Origin of the sequence: Streptomyces sp. HUAS YS2 (assembly GCF_033343995.1) — a bacterium.
Taxonomy (GTDB): domain Bacteria; phylum Actinomycetota; class Actinomycetes; order Streptomycetales; family Streptomycetaceae; genus Streptomyces; species Streptomyces solicathayae.
This window is the reverse complement of record NZ_CP137573.1, coordinates 6909232-6922808: the sequence shown is the minus strand read 5'-3', so window position 1 is coordinate 6922808 and position 13577 is coordinate 6909232. Positions and strand designations below refer to the sequence as shown.

General features: G+C 72.4%; 10 protein-coding genes. All 10 read right to left on the bottom strand.

Annotation, left to right across the window (positions count from 1 at the left end; genetic code table 11):
* Nucleotides 1-9 precede the first annotated feature (9 nt).
* Nucleotides 10-861, bottom strand: a complete 852-nt coding sequence (locus tag R2D22_RS32085) for an alpha/beta fold hydrolase (RefSeq protein ID WP_318108503.1) — start codon at nt 859-861, stop codon at nt 10-12.
* Nucleotides 862-998: 137 nt separating this feature from the next.
* Nucleotides 999-2246, bottom strand: a complete 1248-nt coding sequence (locus R2D22_RS32080; RefSeq protein ID WP_318108502.1) for a PucR family transcriptional regulator — start codon at nt 2244-2246, stop codon at nt 999-1001.
* A gap of 136 nt (nt 2247-2382) precedes the next feature.
* Nucleotides 2383-5178: an ATP-binding protein gene (locus R2D22_RS32075; protein ID WP_411977101.1), complete on the bottom strand. Its 2796-nt coding sequence runs from the start codon at nt 5176-5178 to the stop codon at nt 2383-2385.
* Between the two features lie 275 nt (nt 5179-5453).
* Nucleotides 5454-6290 carry an alpha/beta fold hydrolase gene (locus R2D22_RS32070; protein WP_318108498.1) on the bottom strand — a complete coding sequence of 279 codons (837 nt, stop codon included), beginning with the start codon at nt 6288-6290 and terminating at the stop codon, nt 5454-5456.
* A gap of 133 nt (nt 6291-6423) precedes the next feature.
* Entirely contained in the window at nt 6424-9180 is a 2757-nt protein-coding gene (locus tag R2D22_RS32065) for a helix-turn-helix transcriptional regulator (RefSeq protein ID WP_318108497.1), read from the bottom strand.
* Entirely contained in the window at nt 9177-10064 is an 888-nt protein-coding gene (locus R2D22_RS32060; RefSeq protein WP_318108496.1) for a carbohydrate ABC transporter permease, read from the bottom strand. Before R2D22_RS32060 ends, R2D22_RS32065 begins: the two co-directional genes overlap by 4 nt.
* The gene (locus R2D22_RS32055) at nt 10061-11026 is read right to left on the bottom strand and encodes a carbohydrate ABC transporter permease (protein ID WP_318108495.1); all 966 of its coding nucleotides are present in this window, start codon (nt 11024-11026) and stop codon (nt 10061-10063) included. Before R2D22_RS32055 ends, R2D22_RS32060 begins: the two co-directional genes overlap by 4 nt.
* A complete protein-coding gene (locus tag R2D22_RS32050) occupies nt 11026-12357 on the bottom strand; it encodes an ABC transporter substrate-binding protein (protein WP_318108493.1) in 1332 nt (443 codons plus the stop codon). The genes R2D22_RS32055 and R2D22_RS32050 overlap by 1 nt, the downstream gene beginning before the upstream one ends.
* A gap of 115 nt (nt 12358-12472) precedes the next feature.
* Nucleotides 12473-12793 carry a GNAT family N-acetyltransferase gene (locus R2D22_RS32045; RefSeq protein WP_318108492.1) on the bottom strand — a complete coding sequence of 107 codons (321 nt, stop codon included), beginning with the start codon at nt 12791-12793 and terminating at the stop codon, nt 12473-12475.
* Nucleotides 12794-12838: 45 nt separating this feature from the next.
* Complete coding sequence (locus R2D22_RS32040; RefSeq protein ID WP_318108491.1) at nt 12839-13567, bottom strand: GPR1/FUN34/YaaH family transporter; 729 nt, start codon at nt 13565-13567, stop codon at nt 12839-12841.
* Nucleotides 13568-13577 lie beyond the last annotated feature (10 nt).

The following is a 13577-nucleotide window of genomic DNA, read 5'->3' as shown; positions in this document are numbered from 1 at the left end:
AGTGCGGATTCACGCCCTGTTCGCCGGCTCCTCGGCGAGGAACTTCTCCACCACGGTGTTGAAGGCCGGCGGGTTCTCCAGGAAGGGGAAGTGCGAGCCCGCCACGTCGGAGGAGAAGACGTGCAGGCGGGCGCCGGGAATCCGCTCGGCGACGAAGCGCTGCGAATCGGGGTGCACATGGCTCCCCTCGCAGCCGATCACCAGGGTCGGCACATCGATCCGGGGAAGCACGTCACGCCAGTCCTGCGCACAGTGGTCGAACAGGAGAGGCACGCCCGCGTGGGCGGGTGTCGAACTGATCTCCTCGGTGACGAAGGCCAGTACCTCGGGGTCGGGCTCGCCGGAGAACATGCCGCGCACGAAGTCGGCGCGGACCGTGTCGCCCTCCGGCCCCGCGAGGGCAGCGCCCAGGTACAACAGCCCCGACACGTCGAAGATGGCGCCGGAGTCCCGCTGTTCGCGCTCGGTCATCCAGGGCACGGCGGCGACCGCCGCGGGCTGGTCGACGGCGACGAAGCGCCGGATCCGTCCGGTCCCGTACTGGTCGATGAAGCTCCACCACACCGAGACGCCCATGGACCAGCCCAGTGCGTCGAAGCGGGTCAGCCCGAGATGGTCGACGAGTTCGAGCACGTCGCGGGAGAGCCGGGCGATGCGGTGTCCATGACGCGGTTTGCCGGACTTCCCGTGGCCGCGGAGGTCGAGGGTGACGACGCGACGACCGGGCGCCAACCCCTCGATCTGGTGGCGGAACATCGCCTGCGTCTGCCCCCAGCCGTGCAGCATCACCAGCGGGACGCCCTCGCCGCCGGAGTCCTGGTAGGCGAGCCTCGCGCCGTCCGTCGTGATCAGTTCCTTCATGACCTCTCCCCTGGCCAGAGGCGGTACACCGGCCCCGCCCGTCCGAACATCATCGATGGGGGCCCGCCGCCCGCACCACCGCGAGCTGTAGGAATCGGGCCGTGGATGCTCCTCGCTTTGTCGAAGCGAGTCCGTGGTCACACGGCCCTGTCGTCGCCCGGGGCGAGGAGTTCCCCGACCCTGAGGCCGAGGTGCAGGGTGAGCCGGTGCGCGCCGTCGTCGAGGTCGAGTCCGGTGATCTCCTGGATCTGGCGCAGGCGGTAGTAGAGCGAGGTGCGGTGGATGCCCAGCGTGTCCGCGGTCTTGGGAATCGACCCCGCGTGTTCGAGGAAGCAGCGGAGGGTGTCCCGCAGGCGGTCGCCGCCGTGAGCCTCCGTCAGGGTGCGGAGCGGCTCCGGGACCAGGGACGCGTTCAGGGCGTGCTCGGGAAGCTGGAGCAGCACCGCGAGCTCACCGAGCGCCTCCCAGTCACCGGCGCGCTTCAGGCTGGGCAGTCGGCGTGCCGCGCGTGCGGCCACGAGCGCCTGCTCGTACGACGTCCAGGCGTGGTCCAGGCCGGCCTGCCGGCCACCGACGCCGATCACCGGGTCCGCCGACGGGCCCAGGAAGGTGCGGAGTTCGTCGAGGATACGAGCGGACTGGGAAGCGACCTCGTCCGCGCCGGGTGGGCGGACGCGGAGCTGGAGCAGCGTCGCCCGCTCCCTGCCGATCGCCATCAGGCCCTGCGCGGAGCGCGTCTGCCGGAACCCTTCCAACGCCCCCCACAGGGCGGCCTCGGAATGCCGTACGAGCTCCGTCGCGCAGCCCAGCTGAACGACGGTGACCAGGACGTGCTCGGCCGCTCCGAGCAGTCCGAGTTCCCTGCCTCGCCGGCGTGCGGCGGTACGGGCGGCGACGTCGGCGCCGACGAGTTCGAGGACCAGGTCCCGCTCGTCGGCCTTGCGGGTGTCGGCGGCGATGTGCTCCCCGTACATCTGGGCGGCCATGGCGTCCGCGGCCCGGGCGATGGCGCGCGTCTCCCGCTCTTCGAGCGCCTTCCCGGGCGCGACCACCATGAGCAGCCCGAGGAGGTGCCCGCGCTCGCGCAGCGGCACGACGTAACGGGGCAGCAGTCCGAGATCGTCACGGCCGTCGATGAACCCGGCTCGCGACCACTGGGTCACGCCCTGGGCGAGGACGTAGCGGATGGCCGCGTTGTCGGCGCGGCCCTGCAACAGGGTGCCGATGCGTACCGGGTCCTCGTCGCCGAAGTGGCGGCTCGTGCAGACCATGCGGACCAGCGGGTCGTCGACGGCGACGGACCGGCCGAGGCGCTCCGCGAGCTCGTCGACGAGCGCCTGGAGCTCGGGGCTGCCGGGGCGGGCTCGCTGGAGCCTTGCGGTCATGCGCGGTTCCTCTCTCGATCAACTGTCCCCGCGGGTTTCTCCATTTCGCGGTTCTTGATCATTCTGAGGAAGCGGCGACGTCGGCACATCGCGTGAATCGTTCATTGCGGGGACCCGCACAGGGGATACGAAGCGGCTACTCTCCGTTGTCACGCTGCCTGACCAGCCGGATCAGCTCGCCGCGCGAGGTGACGTCCAGCTTGGTGAAGGCCCGGCGCAGGTGCGATGCCACCGTGTGCGGCGAGAGCGCCAGCTGCTCGGCCACCTCTCGGTTGGCCAGTCCTCGGGCCACCAGCCGGACCACCCGGATCTCAGCGGCCGTCAGCTCGGGCCACGCACCGGAGAGTCCGGCTGTCGCGGGCCGGCGGCGGACGCCTGCGGCGCGCAGGCGCCGGTGGACGCGTGCGACGTCCCGCGTGGCGCCCGCCCGCGCGTAGAGAGCGAGGGCCGTGTCGAAGTACGGCAGCGCTTCGGGCCTGCGGGTGGTCGCCAGCTTCCGACCGGCGTCCTCCAAGGCCGACGCCCGGGCCAGCACCCGAGGGCAGTCCTCGTACAGCCGGACGGCGTGCTGGAGAGGAGCGAGGTCGTTGTCGAGCAGACCCCGGGCGTGTGCGGCGGTCGCGGCGAGGAACGTGAGGTCGGGGTTGAGCTCGGCGCGCCGCTCGGCCAGGGCGACTGCCTGCGCGGCCCGTTCGAGCGCCCCGGCGCGCAGCGCCATGCGGACGAGCCCAGGGGCGTCGGCGGGATCGACCAGGCCGGCGTAGGCGGGCCGGTCCGCGGCGGGCGAGGTCATCACCTCGTCGAGTTCGGCCATGGCACGGTCGGGCCGGCCCTCGAAGTCCGCCATCAGTGCCAGCATCCAGGAGCCGAAGTGCCGGACGACGGGTGCGCCGTCGCCGCGCATGCGCCTCGCCTCCGCCGCGTACACATGTGCGGTCCCCCGGTCGTCGGTGTGGAGGGCGACGCGCAGCATCACGTACCGGAGCGTGACGTCGGCGAGGTTGCCCGGGCCGGGATCGTCGGTCGTCGCGGACGCGGCTTCGGCGTCGGCCCGGGCTTCCGCCAGTCGTCCGGCCTCCAGAAGGATGCGGGAGCGGGTCATGAGCCACATCCGGGTGGCCGCCGTCCGCCCCTGCTCCCGGGTGATCCGGATGCCGTCCTCCGCGGCGGCGAGTGCCTCCGCGGAACGTCCGGTGGTGTTCGACAGGAGCGCGTGCCACAAGGCCTCCGGCACCCACAGCGAGGTGCTGACGCCCAGGGCGTCGGCCAGCGCGGCGGCCCGCTCGGCCTGCCGGAACGCCTCGGTCAAGTCCATGCGGTGGAAACTCACGGCGGAGCGGACCGTCGTCAGCGTGGCCTCGGCGGAGCGGTCCCCCGCTGCCGCCGCGGCCTCCCACGCCTCCGCCGCGACCTTCTCGGCCGCCGCGTGCTCGCCCGCCATCGACAGGCCGACGGCGAGCATGGCGAGGAGTCGCCCCTTCAGGTCCACGGGGATTCCGGGCAGTGCTGCCCCGGCGCGGGCCTGCCGGGCCGCCTCGGAGAAGTCGAACGAGACGGCGGCGCGGGCCAGGGCGAGGCGTATGCGCGCCTCGCCCTCGGGCCCGAGGCCGCCGGTCGCCAGGGCGGCGGCTCCCAGCTCGCGCGCCTGGGCGGCCCGGCCCGTCTGCCAGAGCAGCGGAATCGTCTCGGCGATGATGTGCGGCCGCTCCGGACCGTCCACCGCGGTGAGTTCCAGGGCCTTGAGGCTGTGCTCCGCGGCGGGTCCGGGTGCGGTGGCCGCGAGTTCCGCCGCGGCGGTGCGAAGCCGGTCCGCCTCCGCCGCATCCTGCGTTCTTGTACCCGCCTCCGCCGCATCCGACGGCGCCCCTCTCCCGGCCGACGGCCCGGATTGCTCCACCGCCTCGCGGATCAGGTCGTGGCGGAAGGCGAGGCGATCGCCCCGTTCCGCGAGCAGCTCGGCGTCGAGGGATTCCTGCACCGCCGTGATGAGCGCCGCCGGGGACCTGCCGAGCAGTTCGGCGAGATGCGCGACCGTGACCGGGCCGCCCACGGCCGCCGCCGTCCGCACCAGCTCCCGGGCCTCGTCCGACAGCTGGTCGAGACGGCGCAGGACAGAGGGAAGAACCCGCGGGGCGGGAGGTCCGCCGGGCAGTGTCGCCCTGCCCTGCTCGATCGTCACCGCCTCGTCCTCCCGCAGCGAGCCGAGCAGCTCGACCAGCAGCTGTGGCACTCCCTCGGCACGGTGGGCGACGCGCAGGACGTCCGGGTCCGGAGTGGCCCCCAGGACGTCCTCGGCGATCTGTGCGGTCGCCCGCTCCCCCAGCGCGCCCAGCACCAGCTCGTGCGCGCCTGCCTGCCGGATCCTGTCCAGGGTCGTGCGCACGCCCGACGGCACGCTGCCGCCGCGCACGGCGACCAGCCAGAGGATGGCGTGCGACGAGAGTCCGGCCGCGAGGGTGTGAAAGGTGAGCAGGGTCAGGTCGTCGCACCACTGCAGGTCGTCGAGGACGACGAGCAGGGGGCCGTCCCGCACCGTCTCCCGCAGGCCGTCCCTCAGTTCCTGGAGCAGCCAGAACCGCCGGCCGGGGGTCGTGGCGAGGTCCCGGAGACGGACGGCGCCCGACAGCGGCCCCTTGCCGGCGAGCACGCCGTCGAGGAGCGAGCCGAGCGGCACGAACTGTTCGTCGGGGTCCGCCGCCCCCTCGAACACCCTCGTCCCGCGCCGCCTCGCGGCTGCCGCGGCCTCCGCGAGGATCCTGGACCTGCCGATGCCGGCGGGGCCTTCGACACGGACGATCCCGCCTTCGCCGCGGTCGAGCGCGTCGAGCCTCGCCTCGAGGAACGCCAGTTCGGCCTCTCGGCCACGGAGGGGGGTCCGTACCCCGTCGATCTCCTCGGGTACGGTCCGTGTCGTCACTCGGTTCACGCTCATTCTGCCGGCCTGGCCCGCACGGGACCGGCTCGGTCCGCGTGCGGTACGGCGGATCAGTATGAACCACCCCGCCGTCGCCCCGGGCGGGGCCCGTCTCAGTCGAAGCGCAGGTCGGCGAGTTGCCGTTCGAGGATGGCGACACCGTCCCCGGGCTCTTCGCCGACCGGGCGCGCCGCCATGAGCGCGGCGACGCTCGTCCGGTTCCCGCGCCGGGGAACCGGGGCCGGGGTGACGTCGGGAGCTCCGGCGTCACCCGGCGGGTCAACGGTTCGGCGTCACTTGGCGAGGAAGGCGAGGAGGGCGGTGTTGACCTCCTCGGCGTGGGTCCACAGCAGTCCGTGCGGGGCGCCCTCGATCTCGACGTAGTCGGCGGCGGGGAGCGCCTTGTGGAAGGGGCGCGCGGTGTTGTCGGCGGGCAGGATGCGGTCGGCGGTGCCGTGCAGGATCAGGGCCGGGACGTCGACGGCGGGGATGTCGGCGCGGAAGTCGGTGTACCAGGTCGAGGGTGCGGCGGACGCGGCGAAGGAGCCGCCGCGGGCCGCGGTGTTCCAGCTGTTGCGGACCGCTTCCTCGCTGATCCGGGTGCCCAGGTTCTCGTCGAGGTTGTAGAAGTCGTTGAAGAAGGCGGTGTAGTAGGCGTAGCGGTCGGCCTTGACGGCGTCGACGACTCCGTCGAAGAACTCCTTCGGAGCGACGCCGTCCGGGTTGTCGTCGGTCTTGAGCAGGCAGGGCTCGAGGGAGGCCAGGAAGGCGACCTTGGCGACGCGGGCGGAGCCGTACGTGGACACGTAGCGGGCGACCTCGCCGGTGCCCATGGAGAAGCCGACGAGGACGGCGTCCTTCAGGTCGAGGGTCTCCATCACCGTGTTGAGGTCGGCGGCGAAGGTGTCGTAGTCGTAGCCGCTGGTCGGCTGCGAGGACCGACCGAACCCGCGGCGGTCGTACGTGATCACGCGGTGGCCGGCGTCGAGCAGCGCGGCGGTCTGGCGCTCCCAGGAGTGGCCGTCGAGCGGGAAGCCGTGGATGAGGACGACCGGCTGCCCGCTGCCCTGGTCCTCGAAATAGAGCTCGACGGGGTTGGTGTTCTCCTGGCCCACGGTGATGTACGGCATGGGTTGAGTCCTCGATTCGGAGTGGCTGGTCCGCGCGTCGGAGCGGCGCGGTACGCCCGTCACGCTAGGACCGGTCCCGCACCTCCTGTTGCCGCACGGCGCACCGCACCTTGCACAGGGGCGCAGAGCCCGCTCAGTCGTCGGTGGCCGTCCCGGCGTCACCCTCGGCGAGGACGATCCGCACCATGTGGACCCTCGAACGCACCGAGAGCTTGCGGAAGATGGACGCCAGGTGGGTGCTGACCGTGTGCGGGGAGACGAAGAGCGTCTCGGCGGCCGACCGGTTGGTGTGGCCTGCGGCGATCAGCCGGGCCACCTTGCGTTCCGACGCCGTGAGCGCGTCCCAGCCCTGGTGCGGGCGCGATCGGGGGCCTCCGGACCGTCGGCCGGAGCGCCTTGTGGCGCGCTCCAGATCGTTCCGGACCCGGTCGGCCTCGGCGTCGGCCCCGGCCCGGGCGTAGATGTCGTGAGCCTTGGTCAGGGCGGCTGTCGCGGAGGGGTCGCCGGCCGCGCGGAGAGCGCGCCCGAGGTCGGCGGACGCGGCGGCGAGGGGCAGCGGCCGGGGGCCGGTGAGGAGGATGCGGACCGACCGCTCCAGGATTGCGTGGTCGGCGTTCACCAGACCCGCCGTGTGGGCGGCCGTCCCCTGCGCGGTGGGCACGGAGGGGTTGCGGACGGCGTGCTCGGCAGCCTGGGCCGCGAGGTCCTCGGCCAGGTTCCGGTCCCCGGCTCGCAGGGCGATCCCCACGGCCTGGACGACATGGGGGCGCAGCAGCCGCCACCGGAGGAAGGGGTGGTCCCGCTGCGCGGATCGGATCAGTTCGGCCGCTGTCGCGTGGTCGCCGTCGGCATCGGCGACGACGGCCCCGAAGTACTGGTGTGCGGCGTGGTTGCCGGTGTTCGGCCGGTCGGCCACGGTCGCCCTCACGACGTCCAGGTGTTGCCTCGCGGCTTCGCGGTCGCCGCGCAGCATCGCCAGGAGGCCTCGGTTGACGCGGATGTTGACCAGGTTGCCGGGGACGTGGAGGTCCGCTTCGAGACGCTCGGCGGTGACGAAGTCGGCGTCCGCGTCGTCGAGCCGGCCGAGACCCATGTGCAGCGTTCCCTGGGCCCAGATCAGCATGGCGGGGCGCCGGGGATCGTCGCCCGCCGTCCGGAGCAGTCGCCTTACGGTGTCGAAGTCGTCGCTGTGGATCCGGGCGACGGCCTCCTCCGGGAGGAACGCCGCGTCGAACACGCTCAGCGCCGTGTGGTGTTCGACCGCGGCAGCGCAGTCACCCGCGTTGAGGGCGATCTCGCCGAGGCCCCACAGCGCGAGGACGCGCGCCTCCCGGTCCCCCGCCCGCTCCGCCTCGGCGAGTGCCCGTTCGCCGGTTTCGCGCGCGGCCGCGAGGTCACGTCCGCGGGACCGGGCCAGGGCCTGCCGGGCGGTCAGCCGGGCGCGGATCACCGGGTCGGTGACGGCTGCCAGCGCCGCCGTCGTGCGGCGGGTCAGCTCGTGGACGTCGTCGAGGTGCCACAGCGTGTCGCCGAGTACGGACTGCAGACGGGCGAAGACGTCCAGGGGTGGCTGCCGGGCGAGCAGCGTGTCACCGGTGTCGCGTGCCTGGGTGTACCGGCCCGCGCGGGTCAGCGCGACGATGGCCCGTTCTCCCACGTCGAACACCATGGGCGCACGGGACGGTACGAGTTCCAGGGCGCGTACGGCCAGGTCGGCGGCGAGGTCGGGCATCACGGCGATCACGTCCGTGGCGGCCTCGTCGAGCAGCCTGATCGCCTCCTGGTCGCCGGGGTCGGCGCTCTTCAGCAGATGCGGGACCGCGTCGGCGGAGCTCCGGCCCGCCGCGACGAGCCGGCTCGCGGCCTCCCGGTGCAGCGCCCGGCGCACGGAGGGGGCGAGGTCGGCGTACACCGCCTGGCGGAGCAGGTCGTGGCGGAACAGGAGGCGTTCGCCGTCGTCGTGGAGGAGGGCCGCGGCGATCGCCTCGTCCACCTCGGCGCTGAGTCCGGAGGCCGGCCGGCCGCACAGGGCGGCGGCGTCGGCGAGCGTGAACGCGCGGCCGAGGACCGAGCCGATCCGCAGGAAGTGGAGGGTGTCCGGCCGGAGGGTGCCCAGCCGGTCGCGTACGCCGAGGACCAGCCGCTCCGGCGGTTCCGACCCGTCCGCGCCGGACGCCGCGATGCCCGAGAGCATCTCGGACGCGAGGAAGGGGTTGCCGCCGGCCCCGTCGAGGAGCTCCGCGACGTGCTCCGGCACGACCCCGCCGAGGACGTCGTGCGCCAGCTCGGTCAGGGCCGCGTCGGGCAGCGGCCGCAGGGGGAGGGTCGTCGTCAGCGATCCCTGCCCGTACAGTTCCGGGTCGTCCCTGCCCGTGAGCAGCCAGAGGACCGGGGAGCTGAGCAGCCGTGCCGGCAGGACGCTCAGCGCGAACCGGCTCAGCGGGTCGGCCCATTGGACGTCGTCGACCGCGATCAGTACGGGCGTGCCCGCCGAGCGCTCCTCGATCAACTGGGCCAGTCGTTCGACGAGCCAGATGCGCTGGTCGTGGTGGCCGGCGAGGTCCGCGAGATCCGTGCCGGACAGCAGCGGCGGGTCACCGTGCAGGAGGCCCGAGGCCAGGGAGGCGAGCGGGGCCAGCTCGTGGAGTTCCTCGGCGCGTCCGTGGCTGACGACGAATCCCTGGGCCCGTGCGATCGCGACGGTCTCCCGCAGCAGTACGGTCTTCCCGATGCCGGGCTCGCCCAGGAGCAGCGCGATCGCTCCTCCCTCGCCGTCGCGCACCGCTTCGACCAGGGCGCGCAGGCGCTCCAGCTCGGCTTCGCGGCCCCGCAGCCCGGGCCGGCTCAGCCCCGTCGCCGCGCCTTGCCCGGCGGACCTGTCGGGGCTCATCCCTTGACCGATCCTGCGAGCAGTCCCCGGGCGAAGTGCCGCCGGAGAGCGAAGAAGACGAGCAGCGGGACGAGCGCGGCCACGAAGGCTCCCGCCGTGAGCCGCTGCCACTCGTTGCCGTACGTCCCGGCCAGGCTCGCCAGTCTGACCGTCATCGGCGCGGTCTCGGCCGTTCCGCCCGACAGCGTCAGTGCCACGAGAAGGTCGTTCCACACCCAGATGAACTGGATGACGGCCAAGGTGACCAGGGCCGGGCGGGCCAGGGGCAGCGCGATCCGCAGCAGCAGCGTCCCGTGCGACGCTCCGTCGACGCGGGCGGCCTCGATCAGCTCCCGGGGCAGGCCCGCCAGGAAGTTGTGCAGGAGGAACACCGCGAACGGCAGCGCGAAGACCGTGTGGGCGAACCAGACCTGGCCGAACCGCGCGGGACCGGTGAGGTGCCACGCGGGCAGGAACAGCCAGCCCTGCGAGAAGAGCTTCAGGAGCGGGACGAGCGCCATCTGGAGCGGCACGATCTGGAGCGCGAAGATGCCGACGACGAGCGCGTCCCGCCCCCTGAAGTCGATCCACGCCAGCGCGTACGCCGCGAAGAAGGCCAGGACGAGAGGGAACAGCACCGAGGGGAGGGTGATGACGACGGAGTTGACGAAGGACTCCGCGAGCCGCCCCGCCCCGTTCGTGCCGCCGGACAGCACCTCGCCGTAGTTCTCGAGCGTGAGGTGCGGCGTGCCGAACACGGTCCACCAGCCCGTCGTCTTGATCTCCTCCTCGGGACGGAACGAGGAGAGCAGGAGACCGAGGGTCGGTGTCGTCCAGAGGACCGCGATCACCACGGCGACCGACGTGAAGGCGCGGGAGGACAGACGCTCCCGGACGCCGTTCACCCCGCTCTCCGCTGCGCCCGGACCTGGTGGGCGACGAAGGGAGTGACGAGGACGAAGAGGAGCACGGCGAGCGCCGCGCCGCGGCCCGTCTCACCGTAGCGGAATGCCTGGTCGTACATCTCGTGGGCGATGACGCCCGTGTCGAACTGTCCGCCGGTCATGGTCTTGACGATGTCGAAGGCCTTGAAGGTGCCGATCGCCTGGGCGAGGAGCACGACGAGCAGCGTGGGCCTGATCGACGGCAGGATGATCCGCCGGAAGATCTGCCGGGGGGACGCGCCGTCGAGTCGGGCCGCCTCGGTCAGCTCACCGGGAACGGCTCTGATCGCGCCGGCCAAGAGGACGGCCGCGAAGCCCGCCTGGGCCCACACCATCGCCACGACGAGGAACAGGACGTTCCAGGGGGAGTCCACGAGCCATTGCCGCGGCTCGCCGCCGAACGTGACGACCAGCTGGTTCAACAGCCCGATCTGCCCGGCCTCTGCGGGACGAAAGGCGTAGACGAACTTCCAGACGACACCCGCGCCGACGAACGAGATCGCCATCGGCGCCAGGACGAGGGACAGCGCCAAGGTTCTGAACCGCGACCGTGCGACGGCCGCCGCGTAGAGCAGACCGACCGAGGTCGCCGTCAGCGGCACGAGCACCACCCACACCAGGGTGTTGCGCAGGGCGACGAGCGCCCGGGGGTCGGTGACCACCCACACGTAGTTGGCGAAGCCGGCCCACGCGTCTCCCCCGCCGCCGGTGAACGACAGCATCACGGTGCGCAGACCGGGCAGGACGAGACCGGCCGTGAGCAGCAGCAGCGCGGGGGCGAGCAGGAGGAGGGCCGCGGCCCTCCTCCGTACCGGTCCCCGGTGCAGCGCCAGCAGGATCAGGGAGACCACCGCCGCGAAGGCGGCGACGCCCTGGAGCAGGTACAGCAGCTTGGGCTGCTGGGCGACGACGTCGAACGACATCAGCGGCTCGGCCAGGACCGTTCGACGGAGTCGGCGACCTGCCGGGTGCTCGCGCCGCCGATCCAGTCGACGGCTCCCTTCCAGAACGTCCCGGCGCCGACCGACGCCGGCATCAGGTCGGAACCGTCGAACCTCAACTCCGTGTTCGGGTCCTGGAGCAACCGGATCGAGAGCCGGTCGACCGGGGTGGCGGCGTCCTCCGGATCCACCCCCTTGTTCGCCGAGACGAACGAGCCCTTCTTCATACGCGCGGTGGCGAAGTCCGCGGAGGCCAGATACTCCTGGAACGCCCGCACCTCGGGACGGTCGGCGAACGCCGCGGTGAACACTCCACCGCCCAGTACGGGGCGGGTTGCCGGGTCGGCCCCCGGCAGCAGGAAGGCGAAGACGTCCTTGTCCGGTCCGATCTCGGTGCCCTTCGGCCACAGATCGGCGTAGAACGAGGCCTGGCGGTGCATCGCACAGTCGCCCGTGAGGATCGGCGTACCGGCCTCCTGGAAGGAGATCGACGCCATCGACCGGGCGGGGCCGAAACCGCCGTTGGCGTACCGGTCGTTCTTGAGGACGGACCCCACGGTGTCCATGGCCTTGATCACGCGCGGGTCGTTGAACGGGATCTCGTGGGCGACCCACCGGTCGTAGACGCCCGTGCCCTGCTGGCGCAGCAGGACGTCCTCGATCCAGTCCGTGACGGGCCAGCCGGTGGCCTGCGCGGACTCGATGCCCGCGCACCACGGCTTGACGCCCGACGCCGCGACCTTCTCCGTCACGGCCATCAGCTCGGACCAGGTGCGCGGAACTTCCAGTCCCCTGTCCCGGAAGAACTTCGGGGAGTACCAGACGAACGACTTCACGTTGGCGACCAGCGGCGTGCCGTAGAGCGTGCCGTCCACGGTCGCGTAGCTGTTCCAGTCGTCCGACCAGCCCTGCTCGGCGAGGGCCACGACCCCGGCGCTCGCGGGCTTGAGCTTCCCCGCCCGCGCGAAGCGTTCCAGGAGCCCGGGCTGGGGGAAGAACGCCACGTCGGGCGCGCTCCCGCCGTCGACCCGGAGCTGGATCTGGGCCTCGAACTCCCCGTCCCCCTCGTACCGGACGTCAATTCCCGTGCAGTCGGCGAAGTCCGCCCACGTCTCCTCGAACAGGTCGGCCTCCCGGTCCCGGTTCTCCGCGTAGACGGTGACCTCGGTGCCGGGGTGCTCTCCGTACCTGGCGTAGGGCCCGCAGTCCGCGGCGGTACGCGTCGGCGCACCACTGTCCTGCGGAACACCGCAGGCGGTGACAAGGGCGGCGAGGGTGATGACGGCGAGCGCGAGCCTCGCGCCGGACCTCATGGGTGCAACTCCTCCGATCGCCCACCGAAGGGTTCTCGGGGGCGGTCAGAAGCTACCAGCGCCCGAACAACATCGACTAATCGTTCGATGCCGAGGGAGGGGGTCGCGGGTCGGGTCACAGGCCGAAGCGGGCGCGGCGCGCCTCGGGCACCAGCTCGGCGTACTCGGGGTTCTTGCCGATCCAGCCCCGGATGAAGGGGCAGTACGGCAGGACGCTCAGCCCACGGGCCCGGGCGTCGTCGAGGGCGCCGCGGGCGAGCAACCCGCCCAGCCCCTGGCCGCCGAAGCGGGGATCGATCTCGGTGTGGATGAAGGCGATCTCGCCCTCCGAGAGGTGGTACTCGGCGAAGCCCGCGGTCTCGGTGCCGTCGCCGTCGCCGTCGGCGTGGATCTCGTACCGGGACTTCTCGGGCCGGTCGGTCACTTGGGGGTTCATGGGTGCTCCTGCGTGGTCGTGGTGTGACGAGGTCGGTGTCTGTGATCAGAGTGTGCGGCGCACGCCCGCCTGGCGTTCCAGGTTGCGGAGCTGGACGGCGAGGTCGCCTTCCACGGCGAGGTGGGCGGGGCCGCTGCGGCCGATGGGCAGGACCTGCTCACTGCGCATGTCCTCGAGCATCAGGGCGAAAGCCGTGTACATCGCGACCAGCGCCACCACGAGGCCGAGCGCCCCGGACGTGCGCGTCAGCCATTCGGCGCCGGTGACGCCCGCGAGGCCGGTGGCCGCCCAGCGGGGCAGGGAGACCGCGAGGACGAGCCACAGCGCTCGCTTGGGCCCGGTCACGGCGGTCATCAGCGCGCCGAAGCAGAGGAGCGCCAGGTTGAAGACGCCGAGGACCTTCAGGCCGTCGGCCGCGCCGCTGAGCATGATGAGCGAGTAGGGCAGCCAACTGCCGGCGAACACCGCCATCAGCGTGGCCGCGATCACGTCACGCGCGCCGAACGCCAGGTAACTGACCAGGAGTTGGAGGACGAAGGCCGGCAGCACAGTGAACGCGACGGCGGTGCGGGCCTCCTCGCCGAAGATCCCGAGCTGGAGGCAGCCCGTCATCACGGACGCGATGGCGATGGTGAAGAAGCCGAGCGGCATGGGGGAGGCGATGGGGCGCAGGTTGATCCGTGTCATCGACCGGAGGTCTGGTTCGAAACGGCGTCCCGGCTGGGCGGCCGGGTCTTCTTCGCCGCCGTCGGCGACGAAGGAGGCTGTACTCATCGTGTGGTCT

Bases quoted from the DNA above. Each gene is read 5' to 3' on its own strand.
- R2D22_RS32070 (WP_318108498.1), bottom strand. From the start codon at position 6,290: ATGCCGTACATCACCGTGGGCCAGGAGAACACCAACCCCGTCGAGCTC.
- R2D22_RS32045 (WP_318108492.1), bottom strand. From the start codon at position 12,793: ATGAACCCCCAAGTGACCGACCGGCCCGAGAAGTCCCGGTACGAGATC.
- R2D22_RS32075 (WP_411977101.1), bottom strand. From the start codon at position 5,178: ATGAGCGTGAACCGAGTGACGACACGGACCGTACCCGAGGAGATCGAC.
- R2D22_RS32085 (WP_318108503.1), bottom strand. From the start codon at position 861: ATGAAGGAACTGATCACGACGGACGGCGCGAGGCTCGCCTACCAGGAC.
- R2D22_RS32050 (WP_318108493.1), bottom strand. From the start codon at position 12,357: ATGAGGTCCGGCGCGAGGCTCGCGCTCGCCGTCATCACCCTCGCCGCC.
- R2D22_RS32040 (WP_318108491.1), bottom strand. From the start codon at position 13,567: ATGAGTACAGCCTCCTTCGTCGCCGACGGCGGCGAAGAAGACCCGGCC.
- R2D22_RS32065 (WP_318108497.1), bottom strand. From the start codon at position 9,180: ATGAGCCCCGACAGGTCCGCCGGGCAAGGCGCGGCGACGGGGCTGAGC.
- R2D22_RS32055 (WP_318108495.1), bottom strand. From the start codon at position 11,026: ATGTCGTTCGACGTCGTCGCCCAGCAGCCCAAGCTGCTGTACCTGCTC.
- R2D22_RS32080 (WP_318108502.1), bottom strand. From the start codon at position 2,246: ATGACCGCAAGGCTCCAGCGAGCCCGCCCCGGCAGCCCCGAGCTCCAG.